The organism is Devosia sp. Soil_C_22 (genome assembly GCF_057657195.1).
On sequence record NZ_JBDGIY010000002.1, the window covers coordinates 85,235 to 105,544 of the forward strand.

A 20,310-nucleotide genomic window follows, 5' to 3' on the forward strand; every position below is an offset into this window, starting at 1 on the left:
CTACAACAGCTTCTTGCCGCCGAGGCTGAGCGAAACCCCGCCACCGCCGACACTCACCCCGACGCTCGTCCCGCCGACACTGGCGCCCGCAGTGACGCCACCGCTACCGGCGCCGACGCCCGCGGTCACGGTGTTGCCGACGCTTGCGCCGGCACTGACCCCGGTGGAGCCGGCACTGGCAGAGACCTCCGCCACATCGCCGAGGGACGCATCGACCTCGATACCCGCCGCGCCGGCCGAAACACCGGCGCTGACCCCGCCCGGTGCGCCTGCGCCGACCGACACCCCACCGCTACCCGTCGGCGAGCCGGCAGCCGTCGGCGCTGTCGCCAAGACCTCGCCATTGGCGCCAACGACCGGTGTCGTCCGCGCGCCGCGACCCTCGACGACAAAGCCACCACCGGCACTGACGGTCGCCGTCTGGCCCTTGGGCACGAGCGCATGCGCGCCGCTATGGCTGTCGGTGACCTCCACCTTGCCGCGCTTCACCTGCACGCTCGCCTGCGCCTTGTCCGACCGGACGACGAAGCGGGTACCCTTCACCACTGCCGCCAGCAGCGGCGTCTCGACGGCGAAGTGGCGGACGTTGCGCACTTCGGCCTCAACCTCGACAGTGCCGAAATGCTGCTCCACGGTGGTGAAGCGCTCCCCGGCCCGATCGTGTATCTGGACCTGGGTATCGGCACCCAGGCTGATGCTTTCCTTGTCGCGGCGAAACTCCACCCGCCCGCTGGCGCCGGTCCGGATGATGCGGTCATCCGGCACGACATCGCCACGATCGATTTCGGCCCACTGGCCGTCGATGAACTGAAGCACCTGGCCGCGCAGCTTCACCGCCACCCAATCGTCGCCCAGCGCTGTCGCCGGCAGCAGCAGCGCCAGCACCAATCCCATTATCGCAAACATCCTGTTCGGCATTCCGCCCTCCTGGCGCACGCGTGAAACACGGCCATTAGGGGTGGTCCGCTGGTAGCCGAATCCTTAACGGGAGCTGTGCGCGGGCCCTGGGGCTGCTCACATGTGCACCGAGGGTAAACGCGTAGAAGCGCAGATCGTCAGCATTCTACCAATCGGTCGGTCCCGCACGACCCCGTCGATATCACCGGGCGGAGTGCAAGTTCGGCGCGTTCGTGCTCTGCGAGCAGCGGCGGGTAGACAGCCGCCCGCTCGCCGCCTATACCGCCCGCCCCGGCAAAACCCGAACGCGGAGACGGAAATGGCGCGCATCCATTGCGGCATGGATTTCGGCACGTCCAATTCGACCGTCGCGGCGGCCGGCGGCAATGCCGCGCCGCAGCTGATCCCGCTCGAGGACGGCAAGCCGACCATCCCCTCGGCCATCTTCTTCTCGTTCGAGGAGGACCGCACCTATTTCGGCCGGCAGGCGGTGAGCGAATACGTCACTGGCGCCGACGGGCGGCTGATGCGCTCGATCAAGAGCGTGCTCGGCACCTCGCTGTTCTCCGACACAACGCGGATCAAGCGGGACGCGCTGAAATTCTCCGACATCCTCGGCCGCTTCATCGGCGAGTTGAAGCAGCGGGCCGAGGGCGTACTCGGCCATGAGATCGAAGAGATCGTCTGCGGCCGGCCGGTGCGCTTCGTCGATGACGACGACAAGGCCGATGCCGAGGCACAGGCCCAGCTGGAAAGCGCCGTGCGCGCCCAAGGTTTCCGGCACATCGCCTTCCAATTCGAGCCGATCGCGGCGGCGCTCGACTACGAGCAGCAGGTGACGCATGAAGAGCTGGCGCTGGTCGCCGATATCGGCGGCGGCACCTCCGACTTTACCATCATCCGCCTGTCGCCCGAGCGCGCCCGCGCCAAGGACCGCAAGGCCGACATCCTAGCGACGGCCGGCGTCCATATCGGCGGCACCGATTTCGATCGGCTGCTGTCGCTGAAAAAAGTGATGCCGCTGATGGGCTACGGCACCGAGACTGCGGACGGCAAGCGGCCCCTGCCCTCCGGGCCCTACTACGACCTCGCCACCTGGCACCGGATCAACCGGCTCTATAATGCCAGGGTGATGGCCGAGCTCGGCTCGACCCGGCAGGAGGCCCAGTTTCCCGACCTCGTGGCGAAGTTCATCGCCCTGGTCGAGGACCGGCAGGGCCATCGGCTGGCCGGACGGGTGGAAGAGGCCAAAATCGCGCTCAGCGAGACGCCGCAGACCCTGTTCCGCTTCATGACCCGCGACGCCCGGCTCGAGACCGAGATCACGCTGGGCGAACTCAACGCCGCGGTCGGCGCGGCAACCGAATCCATCGGCAACGCGATCGACCGCACGCTGGCACTGGCGGGGGTCGGCGCCGACCGCGTTGACACGCTCATCCTCACCGGCGGCTCGACCCGCGTGCCGGCGGTGGCCGGCGAGCTGCGCGCCCGCGTGCCGGCGGCCCGCGCCGTCGAGACCGACGCCTTCGGCAGCGTGGGCCTCGGCCTCGCCATCGACGCGGCGCGGCGCTTCGGCTGAACCAGCCGCACCCTTGATAGGGGGGCAAGCGCAGCTTGCGAGCAAAGCGAACTAGCGCAGCTCGGAGGGGTGGAGTCACCAGCTCCGCCGCTTCCCGCTCCCCCCCTCATCCGCCCTTCGGGCACCTTCTCCCACAAGGGGAGAAGGTGATCACCGCAGACCTCCCAGTCACTCCACCGGCCGTCATCCCGGCGCACGCCGGGACCCACTGCTCAACTGATAGCCCAAAGCTCACACCGCGCCGGTCCATCCCGGCAAGGTTGGCACCATCGGTGCGCGGGATAGCTCCGCGCACTGGGTCCCGGCGTGCGCCGGGATGACGATCGAGGATGGCAGCACAACCACTCTTCCAGCCGAGCATTACCCACCGGCCAGGAGTTACCGCAGGCTAGAGGAAATCGTCGCGGCGAGGGGTGAAGCTGTCGATCAGCTTGCCGGCTTCCAGCGCCTTGACGCCGTGGACGAGGCCGGTGGGCACGATGTAGGCGCCGCCCTTGCCGATGGTCTCGGTCACGCCGTCGATCGTGACCTCGAACACGCCCTCGGCGACGTAGCTGGTCTGCACATGCGGATGCGAGTGCAGCGCACCGACGCCGCCCTTGTCGAAAGTGAACTCGACCAGCATCAGCTCGGGCAGATCGAGGATGACGCGGCGGGACGAGCCATCGAGCTGGGTGACCTTGCCGTCACCGGCCTGGGCAAAGAGCTTCTGGGTCATAGCTTGTAGGCCTTGCGCACGAGGTTGTAGGCGAGGTCCCTGGCCACCTCATGCGCCTCGTCCTCGTCGAGCCGATGCTCGGTGACGAGGCGGGCGAGGAAGGCGCAATCGACGCGGCGGGCCACATCGTGGCGGGCCGGGATCGAGGGGAAGGCGCGGGTGTCGTCGTTGAAGCCGACGGTGTTGTAGAAGCCCGCCGTCTCGGTGGCCATCTCGCGGAAGCGGCGCATGCCCTCGGGGCTGTCGTGGAACCACCAGGGCGGGCCGAGCTTCAGGGAGGGGTAGACGCCGGCGAGCGGCGCAAGCTCGCGGGCGATCACGGTCTCGTCGAGCATGAACAGGATGATCGACAGCCGCGGATCGGTGCCGACGGCATCGAGCAGCGGCTTCAGCGCGCCGACGAAATCGGTGCGAGTCGGAATGTCGAAACCCTTGTCGCGGCCGAACTGGGCCAGCACGGTCGGCGAATGGTTGCGCCAGGCGCCGGGATGGATCTGCAGCACCAGGCCGTCGTCGATCGACATGCGCGCCATCTCGGTCAGCATCTGGGCGCGGAACAGCGCCTTCTCGGGCGCATCGGCCTTGCCGGTGCGGACCTTGTCGAAAAGCTGTCCCGCCTCCTTGGGATTGAGGTTCGCCGTCTCGGCGGTGGGATGGCCATGGTCCGACGAGGTCGCGCCATATTCCTTGAAGAAGGCGCGGCGCTTGCGGTGGGCGTCGAGATAGCCCGACCACAGGCCGGTATCCTCGCCGGTCAGTTCGCCGAGACGGTCGATGTTCTGGGCAAAGCCCGCAAAGTCCGGATCGACGACGGCATCGGGCCGATAGGCGGGGACGACGCGGCCCTTCCAGCCCGACTCGCGGATCATCTTGTGCCACTTGAGCTCGTCGGTCGCGGCGTCGGTGGTGGAGATGACCTCGAGGTTGAAGCGCTCGAACAGGGCGCGCGGGCGATAGTCGTCGCGCTGCAGCAGCTCGGCGATCTGGTCGTAGATCGCATCGGCATTCTGCTCGGTGAGGCGCTCGGTGATGCCGAACAGGGTCGCAAACGTGTGGTCGAGCCATATGCGCGTCGGCGTGCCGCGGAACAGGTAGTAGTTCCTGGCGAACAGCCGCCAGATCTTGCGGCCATCGGTTTCGACGGCCGAGCCGTCGGTGGTCGGCACGCCCAGATCCTCGAGCCGGATGCCCTGGCTGAACAGCATGCGGAAGACATAGTGATCGGGGACGATCAGCAGCTGGGCCGGATCGGGAAAATGCGCGTTCTCGGCATACCAGCGCGGCTCGGTATGGCCGTGCGGGGAGACCAGCGGCAGGTCCTTGATCCCGGCATAAAGCGACCTGGCGATGGCCCGCGCCTTGGGCTCGGCGTCGAACAGCCGATCCTCGTTGAGATATGCCGCAGCCATGCTGTTCCTCCGAACCGATTAGTTACTTAGCGTTTCGGCGCACCATAGAAAGCCGCCCCGCCGCCTGTCCAGCCTCAGTCGTTTTCAGCAGCGGGGACTTGCTCTGAAAAGCGCCGCTTGCCATGGCTGGCGCAGCATTGTCACGGAGACTTCCATGCGCCGCATCCCGATCGAAATCTGCGTCGAAGGCATTGATGGTCTGGTGGCGGCGCACGAGGCGGGCGGTGACCGTGTCGAGCTTTGCGCCAGCCTGCTCGAGGGTGGGCTAACGCCCAGCATGGGCACGATCCGGCGGGCCAAGGCACTGGACCTCGTGCCGTTCCACCCGATCATCCGGCCGCGCGGCGGCGACTTCCTCTATTCCGAGCTCGAGTTCCAGACCATGCTGGACGACGTCGCCGAGTGCCGCGAAGTCGGCGTCGCCGGCGTGGTGTTCGGGTGCCTCACGGCAGAGGGCATCTACGACGAAAAGCGCATGACCGCGCTGCGCGAGGCCGCCGGTCCGCTGTCGACCACCAGCCACCGCGCCTTCGACATGACCCGCGACCCCGAGGAGGCGATCGAGGCTTTGGTACGCTGCGGCATCGACCGGGTGCTGACCTCAGGCCAGCGCGACACCGCGCTCGAAGGCCTCGGCGTCCTCGCGCGCACGGTGAAGGCGGCGGCTGGGCGGATCAAGATCATGGTGTGCGGCGGGCTCGATGCGAGCAACATCGCCGAAGTGCTGCGGCGCTCGGGCGCCGACGAGGCGCATTTCGCGGCGCTGACGACGGTGCCGAGCCACATGGGCTACCGTAACCCCAATGTCGGCATGGGCGGCACCGCGATCGAGCGCGAGTTCGAGCTGACGCTGACCGACGTGGGCGCGGTCCGCAACACGATCGCGGCAGCGCGGGCGGCCTAAGCTGGCCACCTGGGCTTGTCCCACCGATCCGGCCGCGCCAGTTATTCGCCAGAGACCCTGTAGAGACGCGCCATCTTCTGCACATTGCCGACGACGCGAGCGCGCAGCTCGGGTGGGCTCAGCACTTCGACATCGTCGCCGAGCTTGATGAACTCGAAGCTGGCCCAGCCGACCTCCTCGATCGGGATGTCGAACTCGACCCAGCCATCCCCGCCGGGGGTGGGGTTCAGTGTCTCGACGGCGCGGCGCACCGTGTCGCTCAGGTCCTTGAGCTTGCGCAGGCCTTTCTCCGTGGCCCGGACATGGGCGGTGCCAACATAGATGTCGCGCTCGAACTGCTTGGTCGCCTCGGCCCAGTGATTGGGCAGGTCGAACTCCTTTGGGCGGGTGAAGGTCTCGCCGGTGGGGCCGAGGGCCTGGATCTGCGACAGCCGGTAGGTGCGGATATTGCCATCACGCTGCGCCACGACGTACCAGACGCCACCCTTCAGCACGAGGCCGAGCGGCTCGATCACCCGGTCCTTGGTTTCCTTCCAGCTCTCATAGCGGATGGCGATGCGGGTTTCGCTCCACACCGCCTCGGCGACGAGCTTCAGGAACTCCGGCTTGTGGCCGGGCTGGAACCAGCCGCGCGGATCGAGATGGAAGCGCGAGCTCATGCGCCGGGCCTCGGCCTGCCAGTCGGCCGGCAGGGCGGAGAGCAGTTTCAGTTCGGCCTGCGCCGCTTCCTCGCCGAGGCCGAGCTCGCCGGCTGGACCGGGGAGACCGGAGAAGAACAGGGCGCGGGCTTCCGGCGCGGTGAGGCCGTTGAGGCGGGTTTTCCAGCCATCGAGCAGGGCGAAGCCGCCATTGCGGCCGGTCTCGGCGTAGACCGGCACGCCGGCGGCACTGAGCTGGTCGATGTCGCGATAGACCGTGCGAACGGAAACCTCGAGCTCCTCGGACAGCGCCTCGGCGCTGGTTCGCCCGCGGGTCTGGAGGATCATCAGGATGGTCAAGAGCCGGCTTGCACGCATGAATCTTCTCTACCGCAGTTACCCTGACAGCCGGTGTCAGTGTTCCTGGAATAGAGTCGTTTCGCAACAGACGAGGAGAAGCGGAATGACCATTCAGGATCGCCTGCAGACCAACGCATCCAGCACCGAATCACGCGGGTACCTCGATCTGCTCCCTATCGAGCGCAAGCCGACCCTGATGGAGCGCGTGCGGCTCTTCGCGCTGCGCCGCCGCATCAACGCCATGCTGCGCCGTACGGTCGGCCCGGTGCACTACGAGGAGGCGGGCAAGCTGCCGGCCTACCTGCTGCGGGATATCGGAATCACTCCGCCGATGTGAGGCGGTTAGGCCGTCTGCCGGTCGAACTGGCCGTGGCGCATGAAGCGCCACAGGTAGCTCGGCAGGATCGCTTCCATGCCGGTGGGCGTGATGCCGAAGGCGGCGAGCGTGCGCTTGTCGCGACTGGCCGCATCGGAGACGACATTGTCGGCCTGCAGCAGATCGACCTGATCGCCGGTGAGCAACGGGCTCGGCAGCAGAGCGAACGGGATGGCGGCGAGCCGCGCGAGGCCGGCAGGCAGCGGCAGCAGCATGTTGCGGCGGCCGGTATCGGCCAGCACGCGCTCGATCAGCTCGCGATGGGTCATCACATCGGGGCCACCAAGCTCGTAGATCTTGCCCCCCTTCACCGCACCCTCGGCCGCGGCAACGATGGCCTGGGCGAGATCGCCGACATAGATGGGCTGGAACCTGCTCCTGGCGCCGATCACCGGCAGCACCGGCAGCATGCGGGCGAGCATGCCGTAGCGGTTGAAGAAGCCATCGCCGGGTCCGAAGACGATCGAGGGCCGCAATACCACGGCAGACGGAAAGGCAGTCAGCACCTCGGTCTCACCCAGCGCCTTGGAGCGGGCATAGCCACTGGCGCTCTGGGGATCGGCGCCCAGCGCCGACACATGAACGAGGCGCTCGACCTGCAGCACCTTCGCGGCGTCGGCGATGTTCTTGGCGCCCAGCGTGTGGACGGCGCGAAAACGCTGGCGGCCGCGCTCGAAACCGATGCCGACGAGATTGATGACGAGACCGGCGCCGCGGATGGCGCGGGCCACGGAATCGGCGTTGCGGATATTAGCCTGGATCGGCATCACCTGGCCGACGGCGCCGAGCGGCTTCACATGGCCCGCGAGATCGGGGCGGCGCACCGCGACGCGGACGCGATAGCCCTTCTTGGCCAGGAGCTGAACGACCTGCGTGCCGATAAAGCCCGCACCCCCGAAGATGGTCACGAGATTGGGGTTGGTCTCCATGGCGCGATCGGCTCCACAACAGGCTCTGGGCAAGGTCGTGCCGCTTCTAGCGCGAGGGCGACGGACTGTCGAGTGGCGCACCGACGCGCCGCGCGAAAGCGAGTTGACAGCCCGCGCGCCTTACCCTAGGGAACGGCGCCCATCGGTTTGCCCTGGTGGCGGAATTGGTAGACGCGCACGGTTCAGGTCCGTGTGTTTAACGACGTGGAGGTTCGAGTCCTCTCCAGGGCACCAACGGTTCGAAGGCCTCCCTCCGGGGAGGCTTTTTGCTTTCGGAGACTTTGTGCTCATGGATCGTCCTGAAAAGCCGCGGCTGCATCCGACCGGGCGGCTGATTCCGCCCGAACTCGACGAGAAGATGGTGCGTGCGGTCGTGGATACGTTCTACGCTCGGGCGCGGGCCGACGAGGTGATCGGGCCGGTGTTCAACCGCGTGATCGCCACGGACGAGTGGCCGAAGCATCTCGATACGATCACCGATTTCTGGAGCTCGCTGATGCTCGGGACCGGCCGCTATACGGGCCGGCCAATGCCCAAGCATTTCGCCATTCCCGAGCTCAGCGACAAGCATTTCGCGCGCTGGCTGAAGCTGTTCCGGCAGACGGCGGGGGAGCTTTGCCCGCCAGAGGCGGCGGCGCTGTTCGTCGACCGGGCCGAAACCATCGGCAATAATTTTCGCATCCGGCTGGCGCAGTTCCGCGGCGAGGATCCGCGGGCGCTGAAGCCGATGCGAGCGGGCGAAGAGCCGGCCGCGTGGTCGCCGCCGGAGTGAGATCAGGTTTCGACGAAATCGAACAGCACACGCCGGACTTCCGCCTCGTCCCCGGCATCGAGCGCGGCGCCGAGTTGGTCAAGCGCGGCCTCGATGCCGTTGGTCGGACGCGAGCCCGGCGGTGAGCGCAGGATGCGCGGCTGCTCGGTCGGCAGGGCGTTGGCGGGGTCGAAGAACAGCTCTTCCTCGAGTTTCTCGCCCGGGCGCGCGCCGGTTTCGACGATGGCGATATCACCATCGGGGTTTTCGTCCGATTTCACCGTAAGGCCCGCGAGCCGAACCATATTGTCGGCGAGATCGCGGATGGCGACGGGCTTGCCCATGTCGAGCAGGAAGATGTCACCGCCTTCGGCCATGGCGCCGGCCTGGACGATCAGCTCGGCGGCCTCGTGGATGGACATGAAATAGCGCGTCATGCGCCTGTCGGTGAGCGTCACCGGACCGCCGGCGGCGATCTGCTCGCGAAAGAGCGGGACGACCGAGCCGTTGGAGCCCAGCACATTGCCGAAGCGGACAGCGCAATACCGGCGGCCAGCGCCCTTGCCGTAATGACGCACGATCAGCTCGGCCCAGCGCTTGGTAGCCCCCATGACGCTCGCGGGTCGCACCGCCTTGTCGGTGGAGATGAGGACGAAGCGCGGCACGTTCTCGGCCACCGCCGCCTCGACCAGCGTGCGGGTGCCGAGCACATTGTTGCGCACGCCCTCGAGCACGTTTTCCTCGAGCAGCGGCACGTGCTTGTGGGCGGCGGCGTGGAAGATGACGTCGATACCGTGAGTGCTAAGCGTGCGGCGGACGAGCTGTGTATCGCCGACGGCGCCGAGCACCGGCACGATCGGTACGTCGTCGGCGAGCAGTTTCAGCCGGCGCTCGGCCTCATAGAGTGCGAACTCGTTGGCTTCGAGCAGCACCAGTTTTTTCGGCTTGCGGCGGACGATGAGGCGGGTGAGCTCGGAACCGATGGAGCCGCCGGCGCCGGTGACGAGGATCACCTTGCCTTCGAGCATGCGCTGCATCAGCGCAGGATCCGCGGGCACGCCGGGGCGGCCGAGCAGATCGTCGATGTCGATCTCGCGTAGCTGGTTGACGAGATACTTGCCGGCGGCGAGATCCGAAATGGCCGGCAGGGCCCGGATCTTCACCGGCAGGCGGCTCAACTCGGCGATGATCTGGCTACGGCGGGTCGCATCGGCCGAGGGTACGGAGAGAATCACCTCGCGGATGCCGCGGTTGCGGATCAGCTCTTCCAGCCGGTCGGGCGGATAGACACGGACGCCGCCGATGTCCCGGCCCCACAGATCGCGATCATCGTCGAGGAAAGCCGCAACGTAATTGCGATGCTGGCCACGCAGGGCTTCGGCGAGCTGCGAGCCCGCGGCGCCGGCACCGTAGATGACGACGCCCGAGGCCGGGCCGATGTCGCGCTCGGGTAGCCACAGCGCGTATTTGGCGGCAAAGCGCGAGCCGGCGACGACGAGCGTGCCGAGCACGAAATAGATGAAGGGCACGGTACGCGGGAACACGGCAAGACGCGTCGCTTCGGCGACGAACAGACCGAACACCCAGATGAGCGTGGCGAGCGCCATGGCCTGGATGATGGTCCACAGCGCGCGTTCGGGCAGATAGCGGATCACGGCGCGATAGAGACCGAGCCGGATAAAAACCGGAATGGCGACGACCGGCGCAAGCAGCATGAGGACGAGGTGGGCCGGTTGCGGCGTGAACTGGGCGCCCAGCCGGGCCGAGAAGCTGAGCCACAGCACGCCGAGCAGGGCCAGGGTGTCAAAGGCCATCAGCAGGAACTGCTTGCTGTTCCGTGGCAGCGCACTTACCCGGTCACGGACCTGACCCAGAATATCCATTCAACTCACTTGCCGCCCCGCCGCGGCGGGGACGCGGCAGAGAGGTTTGTAGCGACGCCGCCCGGCCTTTCCAACGCCTTTATGCTATGGCATCACACCGCATTCATTTTCTCAGGACCTGACATGACCATCCGGCTGCACCGTGGCGATCTGCCCGATCTTTCCCGTTACGGCCGGGAGGTGGCGATCGACACCGAGACCATGGGCCTCGATCCGCATCGCGACCGCCTATGCGTAGTGCAGTTGTCGCCCGGCGACGGCAGCGCCGACGTGGTGCAGATCCCGCAAGGGCTGAACGAAGCGCCGAACCTCACCAGGATGCTGGCCGATCCCGGCGTCACCAAGATTTTCCACTATGCCCGCTTCGATATGGCGGTGCTGAAGCACCGCTTCGGCGTAGTCACCGGACCGGTCTACTGCACCAAAATCGCGTCCAAACTGGTGCGCACCTATACCGACCGGCACGGGCTCAAGGACCTGGTGCGCGAGCTGTTGAACGTCGATCTCAACAAGCAGCAGCAAAGTTCGGACTGGGGCGCCGAAAAGATCAGCGAGGCGCAACTCGATTATGCCGCGTCCGATGTGCTGTACCTGCATGACGTGAAGCGCCATCTCGACCGCATGCTGAAGCGCGAGGGCCGCAACGAGCTGGCGACGGCGTGCTTCGAGTTCCTCAAGCACCGGATCGATCTCGACCTGATGGGCTGGGACGAGACCGACATCTTCGCCCATAGCTGATGGCAATGACCGGGGTCACGGCTGACACCCGCGCGCGGCTCTACACTCGCCTCGCGCACCGCAACCAGATGGTGGCGGTATTGCGCTGGGCCGTGCCGGCCACCGGGGCGCTGGTGCTGATGGTCGTGGTGGCCGGCATCATCATTGCCAGCCTCAGCCAGCGTTTTGGCTTTTCCAACATCAGCATCGATCGCGACAAACTGGTCGTGGAAACGCCGGAGCTGACCTCAACCGTCGAGGATGGCACGGTCTATGCGCTGGGCGCCACGGCGGCAAAGGTGTCTCTGCTCCAGAGCGACATTGTCGATCTGACTGAGGCAACGCTCACGGCCACGACGGTTGCCGGCGTGGTAACCAGGGCCACTGCTTCAGCGGCGCAACTGCAGACCACCGACCAGCTGGTCAACGTGCCGGGAACGACAGCGATCGAGAGCAGCGAGGGGCTCAAGGGCACCCTGGACATGGTGTTCCTCGATGCCCTGAACTGGACGATGGCGGCAGGCGGCAAGGTGGATGTGACGCTGCCCGATGGCACGCATGTGCTGGCCGACAGCATGACCTATGAACGGGCCAAGCAGCATTACACGTTCCGCAACGTGACGCTCGAGCTGCCGACGACACCGGGAGACAACCAGTGAAGCTCAGAACTCTCTTGCTCGCCGCCCTGCTGGCCGCCAGTACGCCGGCATTGGCCGTCGATCCGGTGAAGGTCACGGCCGACAGCATGGACCTCGACGACCTGACCAAGAATGCGGTGTTCAGTGGTAATGTGGTGATCACCCGTACTGGTATGACGGTGTGGGCCGACAAGGTCGTCGTCACGTATGGCAGTGGCGGACAGACCGATATCGATAGCCTGACCGCCACGGGGAACGTTCGGATCAAGACACCGGAGCAGACCGCCACCGGGCGGCAGGCGGTGTTCGATCCGGTGACGCAGATCCTGACGCTGAGCGACAATGTCACCGTGACCAACGAGCAGGGCACCGTGCAGGGGCCGGAACTGACCATCAATCTCGCCACCAACCGCTCCACTTTCCGTGGCAATGACAGCCAGGGCGGCCGCGTCACCGGCGTGTTCACGCCGCGATGAAGGAAACAGCCTCACCACCGGGCGAGCGGACGTCGGTCGACCAGACCGGCTGGCTGGTGGCGCACGGGTTGAAGAAAAGCTTCGGCAAGCGTGCGGTGGTCGAGAATGTCAGTCTCGCCGTGCGGCGAGGCGAAGCGGTGGGTTTGCTCGGGCCGAACGGGGCGGGCAAGACCACGGTGTTCACGATGATCATGGGGCTGGTGAAGCCCGATGACGGCAAGATCCTGCTCGATGGGCGGCCAATCACCGACCTGCCGCTGTTTCAGCGCGGGCGGCTCGGTATCGGCTACCTGCCGCAGGAAAGCTCGATCTTCCGGGGCCTGAGCGTCGAAGGCAACATTCTTGCCGTGCTGGAGCGGCACGTCCCGAGCAAGGCGGCGCGTTCCGCCCGGCTCGATGAATTGCTGCACGAGTTCGGCATCGAGCATATCCGCAAGGCCAATGCGATGGCGCTGTCGGGCGGTGAGCGGCGACGCGTCGAGATCGCGCGGGCGGTGGCGACCGATCCGGTGTTCATGCTGCTCGACGAGCCCTTTGCCGGCGTCGATCCGATCGCCGTGGGCGAGGTGAAGGCGCTGGTGAAGCACCTGACGCGGCGTGGTATCGGCGTGCTGATCACCGACCACTCGGTGCGCGATACACTGTCGCTGGTCGACCGGGCTTACCTCGTGCATGCCGGCCGGGTGATGATCCAGGGCAAGCCCGAGACCATCGTCGCCGATCCCGAGGCGCAGCGCGTCTATCTGGGTGACACGTTCGAGGTGTAGCCCGTCGATCGGGGCTTGCGCCGTGCACCCGCCGCTTTAGTTTCCGCGCAGTATCTGGAGGGCATTTTCCATGGACTACCGCCTGCTCGGCCGTTCCGGCCTCAAGGTTTCATCGCTGTCGATCGGTACCGCCACGTTCGGTGGTGACGGGTTGTGGGGGGATACCGATCTCAAGGACGCACAGCGCCAGATCGATCTCTGCCTCGACCACGGCGTCAACCTGATCGACACGGCCAATGTCTACTCGAAGTCGGTGTCGGAGACGATCATCGGCGAGGCATTGACCGATGGCCGGCGCGACCGCCTGCTGCTCGCCACCAAGGTCCGGTTCTCGACCGGCAAGGGCCCGAACGATCGCGGCCTCAGCCGCTACCACATCATCCGCGAGGCCGAGAACTCGCTGCGCCGGCTGAAGACCGACGTGATCGACCTCTACCAGGTGCACGAATGGGACGGCGAGACGCCGCTCGAGGAGACGCTGGAAGCGCTCGATACGCTCGTGCGCTCCGGCAAGGTCCGTTACATCGGCTGCTCGAACTACTCGGCCTGGCACCTGATGAAGGCGCTTGGCACCTCCGACGCCAAGGGCTACCAGCGCTTCGTCTCTCAGCAGATCCACTACACGCTGCATTCGCGTGAGGCCGAGTATGAGCTGGTTCCGCTCGGGCTCGATCAGGGCGTGTCGCTGCTGATCTGGTCGCCGCTTGCCGGCGGGTGGCTGTCGGGCAAGTATACGCGCGACACCAAGCCGACCGACGGGCGCCAGGTGCGCGGCTTCAAGGAGCCGCCGATCTACGATCCGGAACATCTGTGGAAGATCGTCGACGTGCTCAATGCCGTCGCGGGCGAGCATGGCGTCTCCGGCGCGCAGGTGGCGCTGGCCTGGCTGCTGCAGCGACCGCTCGTTGCCTCGGTGATCATCGGCGGGCGGAATTTTGCGCAGTTCGAGGACAACCTCAAGGCGGCGGACCTCAAGCTCAGCGCCGACCAAGTGGCACGGCTCGATGCGGTCAGCCAACCGCCGCTGATCTACCCCTACTGGCACCAGAGCTTCACCGCACAGGACCGGCTGGGTGCGGCGGACCTCGCCTTGCACAAGCCGTACATGGGTAAGTAACGCCGGCAGAGCGGTGCTCACGGAACTTGACGCCAATCTTGAACGATGGCGTCAAGTTTTCTTGACTTAGTTTAGAACCGTTATAAGTTAGGGTCTGGTTCCAAGGCCCATCCAGCCGGGCAAACGCCAACCAAATCAAGCGTTTGACCGTGGGCGTGCAGCAAGATCGGCATCGCCGACTCGGAGTTTCGATGAGACTGACTCGCCAGTCCAACTACGCCATACGTACCCTGATCTATTGCGCGGTGAATGACCCCGGCCTGAGCCGCGTTGCCGACATCGCCAAGGCGCACGGTATTTCCGAACTGTTCCTGTTCAAGCTGATCAAGCCGCTGGTCGAGAACGGGCTGATCGAGACCGTGCGCGGCCGTCGCGGCGGCATCAAGCTGGGCCGTCCGGCCGATGAGATCACCCTGCTCGACACCGTTCGGCTCACCGAGGAAAGCTTCTCGATGGCCGAGTGCTTCGAGGACGGCGACATTTCCTGCCCGCTCGCCGACAGCTGCGATGTGAATGCGGCGCTGCGCGAGGCGCTTGGCGCGTTTTTCAACGTGCTCGAGAGCCACACCATCGCGGACCTCGCTTCGAAGCGCCGTTCGCTGCGCCAGCGCCTCGGCCTCAGCTTTGAGGAGATGGAGCCGGTGCTGATCGCGCAGGCAGCCCACTGAAACAGATAGAGCGGGTGTCGGACCGACTCCAAAAGTCCGACACCCGCCCTCATCACCACACACGCCCGACCCGGAGGGCGTTTTTTTCGTGCGGCGGAATTCGAGATCGCCCCGCGATCACAGGCGGCAGAATTGCGCCCGGCGGTTGAACGCTCACTGATCCCCGCGTTAAGGCCACGTTCAGAATTGCTTCAGCTCAGGTTCATGCGCGGCTCGTCGCGTTGATCTTGGCTGGCATGCATGCTCTATGCCGCCATCCCTTCACAGACGGACTATCGCCTTGGCTCCCGCGCCCGTTCTCACCCTGCAGCAAATCCGGCTGCGACTCGGCTCCGCCGACCTGCTCGAAAGCGCCGAACTCTCGCTGCTGCCGGGCGAGAAGGTGGCGCTGGTCGGCCGCAACGGCTCGGGTAAATCGACGCTCCTGAAGATCGCCGCGGGCGAGATCGAGCCGGATGGCGGGCGACGCTTCCTGCAGCCGGGCGCAACCATCCGCTACCTGCCGCAGGAACCGGACCTTTCGTCGTATCCCAACACGCTCGCCTATGTCGAAGCGGGAATGCAGGCGGGCGACGACCACTATCGCGCCACCTACCTGCTCAACGCGCTCGGGCTCACCGGCAACGAGGAGCCGCAGCGACTATCTGGCGGCGAGGCCCGCCGCGCCGCGATCGCGCGGACCCTCGCGCCGGAACCGGATATCATCCTGCTTGACGAGCCAACCAACCATCTCGACCTGCCGGCGATCGAATGGCTGGAGAACGAGCTGAAATCTATCCGCTCGGCGCTGGTCATCATCAGCCACGACCGGCGTTTCCTCGCCGACCTCACCAACGCCACCGTATGGCTCGATCGCGGGCTCACCCGCCGGCTAGACCGCGGTTTCGGAGCCTTCGAGGAATGGCGCGACCAGGTGCTCGAGGAAGAGGAAACCGCCCGGCACAAGCTTGATCGGCAGATCGTGCGCGAGGAGCACTGGCTGACCTATGGCGTCACCGCCCGGCGCAAGCGCAATGTCCGCCGCCTTGCCGGCCTCCACAATCTCCGCCAGGAGCGACGCGAGCTGAAGCGGTCGGTCGGCAATGTCAGCATCGTCGTCACCGAGGGCGAGACGTCGGGCAAGCTGGTGGCGGAAGCAAAGGATGTATCGAAGGCCTATGGCGAGCGCGTCATCGTCAAAGACCTGACGACACGCGTCATCCGCGGCGACCGGCTCGGCATCATCGGCGCCAATGGCGCGGGCAAGACGACGCTGATCAAGCTGCTCACCGGTGAACTCGCGCCAGACAGCGGCACGATCAAGCTGGGCTCCAATATCGAGCTCGCGAGCCTCGACCAGCGCCGCGCTGCGCTCACCTCGGACATGACGCTCAAGGAAGCGGTGACTGGCGGCGGCTCCGACACACTGACCATCAACGGGCAGCCCAAGCACTTCATGGGCTATTTGAAGGACTTCCTGTTCGCGCCCGAGCAAGCCGGCACGGCCGTCAGCAAGCTGTCGGGCGGCGAGCGCGGGCGGCTGGCGCTGGCGCGCGTCCTCGCCCTGCCCTCCAACGTCATCGTGCTCGACGAGCCGACCAATGATCTCGATCTCGAGACGCTGGAACTGCTGCAGGAAATGCTGGGCGAGTATCCGGGCACGGTGATCGTCGTCAGCCACGATCGCGACTTCCTCGACCGGGTCGCGACTTCGGTGATTGTCGCCGATGGCGGCGGGCAGTGGACCGAGTATCCGGGCGGCTATTCCGACATGGTGACGCAGCGCGGTTACGGCGTCACGGCGCCGGCCAATGCTGGCAAGGTCAGGGGCGGCAAGCAGGCCGCGCTGCCGCAGACGACGTCGCATCCGCAGAAGCAGAAGCTGAGCTTCAAGCAGAAGCACGCACTCGAAACGCTGCCCAAGGAGATGGCGCGGCTCGAAAAAGAAATCGCGCGGCTGAATGGGGTGCTGGCCGATCCTGGCCTCTACGCCAGGGACCCCAAGAAGTTCGAAGCGACCAGCGCCGAGCTCGACAAGGCCCAAGCGGCGCTAGGCAAGGCCGAGGACGAATGGCTGGAGCTCGAGGCGCTGCGCGAGGAGATCGAAGGATAGTCACTCCATCGCCATCGGCCGATGGTCTAGTCGACTCCGTTGCGCACAGCGCATAGGACGGGTTGAAGCGATTCAATCGGAGCGGAGGATTTCATGCAGTATCGTAAGCTCGGCAATAGCGGCGCAGCCGTATCGGTCCAGACACTGGGCGCCATGACCTTCGGCGCCGAGGCGGACGAGGCCACCTCTTTCGCGTTGATGGACGACTACGCCGCGGCGGGTGGCAACCTGATCGACACGGCCGATGTCTACTCGTCCGGCAAGTCCGAGGAGATCGTCGGGCGCTGGCTCAAGGCGCGGCCGGAGACAGCAGCCCAGATGCTGATCACCACCAAGGGCCGCTTCCCGATGGGCAAGGGGCCGAACGATCTCGGCCTGTCGCGCCGGCATCTCGGGCAGGCGCTCGACGCCTCGCTGAAGCGGCTGGGGCTCGAGCAGATCGACCTCTACCAGATGCACGCCTTCGACGCGCTGACCCCGCTCGAGGAGACGCTGCGCTTCCTCGACGACTCGATCCGCAACGGCAAGATCTCCTATTACGGCTTTTCCAACTTCATCGGCTGGCAGCTGACCAAGGCGTCCTTCCTCGCCAAGATGGGCAACCTCGCCCCGCCGGTGACGCTGCAGCCGCAATACAACCTCTTGGTGCGCGACATCGAACACGAGATCGTGCCGGCGGCGCTCGATGCCAATATCGGGCTTTTGCCGTGGTCGCCGCTCGGTGGTGGCTGGCTGTCGGGCAAGTACAAGCGCGACGTGCAGCCGACTGGTGCGACGCGCCTGGGCGAGAACCCGAACCGCGGGCAGGAAGCCTACGCCGCGCGCAATGCCAAGGACCGCACCTGGCGGATCATCGGCGCGGTCGAGGATGCGGCGAACGGGCTCGGTGTCTCGATGGCCGAAGTGGCGCTGGCCTGGCTCGCCGGCCGGCCGGCAGTGACCTCGGTGATCCTCGGCGCCCGCTCGCGCGAGCAGCTGGCGGCCAACCTCAAGGCGGCCGACCTGAAGCTCGGCGACGACGTGATGCAGGCGCTGAACACGGCAAGCGCGCCGGACGTGGCCGAGTATCCATACGGCAATGGCGGCGTGAACCAGCGTTTTCGCAAGATCGAGGGCGGACGGTAGTCCATACTCAATGCGCAGCGCACATTGCCCGCCTCCTCCCTCCGTCGGGGAAAGATAGCGAAGCTTGGGAGCGGGGGGTTAGCTGTCGCCACGCGGCCAGACCGTGCTGGAAAACGCTGAGCCGTTCTAACGCCTCGCCATCGGCAGGGCAGGAAATTCTGCTTTGATGCCAGTTATTCGGATGCGCCGATCTTTCAAACCGGACACGTATGGTCTAGTTCACCGCCGGCCTCGACCAAAGCACAGATTGTCGATGCGGCGGCCGTGGCCGTAGAACTGTCGCGTGGCCGCCTTTTGTCTGCCACAGAAAAGCTGCGGGGGCGGATGCACAATCGCCCTCATTGGAATCACCCTGGCTGATCGCCAACCGGGAAGGAGACGAAAATGCACATCGCAATTCGCACCACTCTCCAAACCGGGATTATCGGCAAATGGGTAGATCGCTCCAACGGGTGTTACCGACCCAAACGAATGTGACTGCTGTCACCCATTCGTCTCAGAGTTCAGGTAACACCCCGGCCGTCGCGATCGACGCGCCGAATGGAGAGATTCCATGCAGCACGCGCATTTCGAAAAGCCAAAGAGCGCCAAGCCCATAGCCATCGATGTCGATGGCGAGCCGAAGGGCGTTTTGGTCACGCTCGATGAAGGCTTCCGGTTCATCGCGGTCAAGCTCGACGCCTTCGGTGTCGACGGCCAGGTGTTCCAGACCGTCGAGGCCGCCGAAGCCGCGGTCCGCGACGCCATGCGGCCGGGCGCCTGACGCCCGGCCTATTCGCGCGCCAGCGGCCGGTCGATTTTGGCTATTGCCGCCTCTGATAGCGGCCCAGCTTGAGCGTCTGGTTCATTTCCCCGTTCCTGAAGAAGAAACGGCGGTGTGCTTGCGTGGCGCATAGGCGTCGGCGACGCGCCGGCCGTCGGCCCGCGAACCGCGCGGAATGCGGGGATGCGGGCTGCCAAGCGCAACGGCTGGTTGGGCGGCGGGTGGATCGGCGGGCTTCAGCAGTTCGCCGCGGACATAGCGTGGAATGTCCTCGCGTTCGATCCCCAGATCGGCCAGCAGCCGGTCATCGAGATGGGCGAGCCGCTCGATGCCGCCCTGCACGGTCCACCAGTCCTTGAGTTGCGATATGAGGTCGTGCAGCATTTCCGGTCTCCTTCATTGGTGCAAAACGCCGCTGCCGTCGGTCCATCCAGGCGGATGATCCGGAGCAGAGTTGCGGGGCGCTGCGACTTGTCGAAGCCAGTTAATCCCTACGGCTACCGACGAGGCATACTTGCACGATGGCGCCTTGAACCGATACAACAAGGGTCGCAACGTATTTTTCAGGAATGAAAAATGGCGACGATCGACGCATTATCCTGGGATGACCTTCGGCTGTTTCTCGATGTGGCGCGGCTCGGTGGGCTAACCGCGGCGACCACCACGACGGGCCTCAGCGCCGCGACGCTAGGCCGGCGGGTCACCGCACTCGAGCACCAGATCGGGGAGCCGCTCTTTGTCCGCCGGCAGACCGGCTACGAGCTGACGCGGGCGGGCGAGGAGCTGCTGCGGCGAGCCGAGGATGTCGAGCAGGCCATGCAGGCGGTGAGCCGCTGGCGCGAGGGCAATATCGGCGAGAAAATCGTCCGCATCTCGGCCGGCACCTGGACCTCGGTGTTCCTGTCCCGCCATATCGGCGAGCTCTGGCATGTCGATGACGGCATCCGCATCGAGCTGGTCACTGCCAACGAGAAGGTCGATATCGGACGCCGGGCAGCCGATATCGGGCTGCGCGCGGCGCGTCCGACTGAACCTTTCCTCGCCGGCAAACAGATCGGCAAGGTCGCGCACGCGCTCTATGCCGGGCGCAATCTCATCAACGGAGTGGAGGCCGGGCTGTTCGTCGGTGTGGTCGGCGATGCGGCCAACCTGCCGACGGCACGCTGGCTGATGGCGCACCATGGCGACCGTGTCAGCGCGCGCGGCAACGATCCGCATTCGGTGATGGAGCTGGTGGCGGCGGGCGCCGGGCTCAGCCTGTTCCCGTGCTTCGCGGCCGACACCGAGCCACGGCTCTCGCGCGTTGCCGCTCCGATCGACGAGCTGATGCAGGAGCAGTGGCTCGTGACCCACCACGAGGACCGGCACCGACCCGAGGTGCGGCGGGTGGCCGACCGGATCACTGCGCTGATGCAAGCAAATGCGCCGCTGTTTCGTGGCGAACGCCGCTGGCAGGGTTAACGCGGCGGCAAGCCTGTTGGGCCACACTGCGCGCCGATCCGA

General features: G+C 66.0%; 21 protein-coding genes and 1 tRNA gene. 15 read left to right on the forward strand and 7 right to left on the reverse strand.

What is annotated here, in order from left to right:
• Complete coding sequence (locus tag AC3A6I_RS17415) at positions 1–918, reverse strand: FecR domain-containing protein (protein WP_487545127.1); 918 nt, start codon at positions 916–918, stop codon at positions 1–3.
• A 298-nt stretch (positions 919–1,216) separates the two neighbouring features.
• Between AC3A6I_RS17415 and AC3A6I_RS17420 the strand changes: the two genes are divergently transcribed.
• Entirely contained in the window at positions 1,217–2,476 is a 1,260-nt protein-coding gene (locus AC3A6I_RS17420) for an Hsp70 family protein (protein WP_487545128.1), read from the forward strand.
• Between the two features lie 388 nt (positions 2,477–2,864).
• On the opposite strand, the gene AC3A6I_RS17425 is transcribed toward AC3A6I_RS17420, so the two are convergent.
• Both AC3A6I_RS17425 and uxaC read right to left on the reverse strand, forming a co-directional pair.
• Positions 2,865–3,194 carry a cupin domain-containing protein gene (locus AC3A6I_RS17425; RefSeq protein WP_487545129.1) on the reverse strand — a complete coding sequence of 110 codons (330 nt, stop codon included), beginning with the start codon at positions 3,192–3,194 and terminating at the stop codon, positions 2,865–2,867.
• Positions 3,191–4,603, reverse strand: coding sequence for a glucuronate isomerase (gene uxaC / locus AC3A6I_RS17430; RefSeq protein WP_487545130.1), 1,413 nt, complete (start codon positions 4,601–4,603; stop codon positions 3,191–3,193). The genes AC3A6I_RS17425 and uxaC overlap by 4 nt, the downstream gene beginning before the upstream one ends.
• Before the next feature lie 154 nt (positions 4,604–4,757).
• Here uxaC and AC3A6I_RS17435 point away from each other — a divergent pair, with 154 nt between their 5' ends.
• A complete protein-coding gene (locus tag AC3A6I_RS17435) occupies positions 4,758–5,507 on the forward strand; it encodes a copper homeostasis protein CutC (RefSeq protein ID WP_487545131.1) in 750 nt (249 codons plus the stop codon).
• Between the two features lie 41 nt (positions 5,508–5,548).
• Here AC3A6I_RS17435 and AC3A6I_RS17440 read toward each other — a convergent pair whose 3' ends face one another.
• On the reverse strand, positions 5,549–6,523 hold the full coding sequence (locus tag AC3A6I_RS17440; protein ID WP_487545132.1) for a helix-turn-helix transcriptional regulator: 975 nt from the start codon (positions 6,521–6,523) through the stop codon (positions 5,549–5,551).
• An 85-nt stretch (positions 6,524–6,608) separates the two neighbouring features.
• Between AC3A6I_RS17440 and AC3A6I_RS17445 the strand changes: the two genes are divergently transcribed.
• On the forward strand, positions 6,609–6,842 hold the full coding sequence (locus AC3A6I_RS17445; RefSeq protein ID WP_487545133.1) for a hypothetical protein: 234 nt from the start codon (positions 6,609–6,611) through the stop codon (positions 6,840–6,842).
• Between the two features lie 5 nt (positions 6,843–6,847).
• Here the strand turns inward: AC3A6I_RS17445 and AC3A6I_RS17450 are convergent, their stop codons facing one another.
• Complete coding sequence (locus tag AC3A6I_RS17450) at positions 6,848–7,810, reverse strand: complex I NDUFA9 subunit family protein (RefSeq protein ID WP_487545134.1); 963 nt, start codon at positions 7,808–7,810, stop codon at positions 6,848–6,850.
• 149 nt (positions 7,811–7,959) lie between these two features.
• On the opposite strand from AC3A6I_RS17450, the gene AC3A6I_RS17455 reads away from it, so the two are divergent.
• A tRNA-Leu gene (locus AC3A6I_RS17455) sits at positions 7,960–8,044 on the forward strand.
• A gap of 55 nt (positions 8,045–8,099) precedes the next feature.
• A complete protein-coding gene (locus tag AC3A6I_RS17460) occupies positions 8,100–8,582 on the forward strand; it encodes a group III truncated hemoglobin (protein WP_487545135.1) in 483 nt (160 codons plus the stop codon).
• 2 nt (positions 8,583–8,584) lie between these two features.
• On the opposite strand, the gene AC3A6I_RS17465 is transcribed toward AC3A6I_RS17460, so the two are convergent.
• Positions 8,585–10,444, reverse strand: coding sequence for a polysaccharide biosynthesis protein (locus AC3A6I_RS17465; RefSeq protein ID WP_487545136.1), 1,860 nt, complete (start codon positions 10,442–10,444; stop codon positions 8,585–8,587).
• A 123-nt stretch (positions 10,445–10,567) separates the two neighbouring features.
• On the opposite strand from AC3A6I_RS17465, the gene AC3A6I_RS17470 reads away from it, so the two are divergent.
• The 9 genes from AC3A6I_RS17470 (at position 10,568) to AC3A6I_RS17510 (ending at position 18,807) form a co-directional block, all read left to right on the forward strand.
• Positions 10,568–11,182, forward strand: coding sequence for a ribonuclease D (locus AC3A6I_RS17470; RefSeq protein WP_487545137.1), 615 nt, complete (start codon positions 10,568–10,570; stop codon positions 11,180–11,182).
• A 5-nt stretch (positions 11,183–11,187) separates the two neighbouring features.
• The gene (locus AC3A6I_RS17475) at positions 11,188–11,820 is read left to right on the forward strand and encodes a hypothetical protein (protein WP_487545138.1); all 633 of its coding nucleotides are present in this window, start codon (positions 11,188–11,190) and stop codon (positions 11,818–11,820) included.
• Positions 11,817–12,275, forward strand: a complete 459-nt coding sequence (lptA, locus tag AC3A6I_RS17480; RefSeq protein WP_487545139.1) for a lipopolysaccharide transport periplasmic protein LptA — start codon at positions 11,817–11,819, stop codon at positions 12,273–12,275. Before AC3A6I_RS17475 ends, lptA begins: the two co-directional genes overlap by 4 nt.
• The gene (lptB, locus tag AC3A6I_RS17485) at positions 12,272–13,042 is read left to right on the forward strand and encodes an LPS export ABC transporter ATP-binding protein (RefSeq protein ID WP_487545140.1); all 771 of its coding nucleotides are present in this window, start codon (positions 12,272–12,274) and stop codon (positions 13,040–13,042) included. The genes lptA and lptB overlap by 4 nt, the downstream gene beginning before the upstream one ends.
• A gap of 70 nt (positions 13,043–13,112) precedes the next feature.
• A complete protein-coding gene (locus AC3A6I_RS17490; protein WP_487545141.1) occupies positions 13,113–14,159 on the forward strand; it encodes an aldo/keto reductase in 1,047 nt (348 codons plus the stop codon).
• A gap of 191 nt (positions 14,160–14,350) precedes the next feature.
• A complete protein-coding gene (gene rirA, locus AC3A6I_RS17495; RefSeq protein ID WP_487545142.1) occupies positions 14,351–14,827 on the forward strand; it encodes an iron-responsive transcriptional regulator RirA in 477 nt (158 codons plus the stop codon).
• Positions 14,828–15,107: 280 nt separating this feature from the next.
• Positions 15,108–16,919, forward strand: a complete 1,812-nt coding sequence (locus AC3A6I_RS17500; RefSeq protein WP_487545143.1) for an ABC-F family ATP-binding cassette domain-containing protein — start codon at positions 15,108–15,110, stop codon at positions 16,917–16,919.
• 93 nt (positions 16,920–17,012) lie between these two features.
• Entirely contained in the window at positions 17,013–18,044 is a 1,032-nt protein-coding gene (locus tag AC3A6I_RS17505; RefSeq protein ID WP_487545144.1) for an aldo/keto reductase, read from the forward strand.
• Between the two features lie 553 nt (positions 18,045–18,597).
• Positions 18,598–18,807, forward strand: a complete 210-nt coding sequence (locus tag AC3A6I_RS17510; protein ID WP_487545145.1) for a hypothetical protein — start codon at positions 18,598–18,600, stop codon at positions 18,805–18,807.
• An 81-nt stretch (positions 18,808–18,888) separates the two neighbouring features.
• Here AC3A6I_RS17510 and AC3A6I_RS17515 read toward each other — a convergent pair whose 3' ends face one another.
• Complete coding sequence (locus AC3A6I_RS17515; RefSeq protein WP_487545146.1) at positions 18,889–19,191, reverse strand: DUF1127 domain-containing protein; 303 nt, start codon at positions 19,189–19,191, stop codon at positions 18,889–18,891.
• A 192-nt stretch (positions 19,192–19,383) separates the two neighbouring features.
• On the opposite strand from AC3A6I_RS17515, the gene AC3A6I_RS17520 reads away from it, so the two are divergent.
• Positions 19,384–20,268, forward strand: coding sequence for a LysR family transcriptional regulator (locus AC3A6I_RS17520; RefSeq protein ID WP_487545147.1), 885 nt, complete (start codon positions 19,384–19,386; stop codon positions 20,266–20,268).
• Positions 20,269–20,310 lie beyond the last annotated feature (42 nt).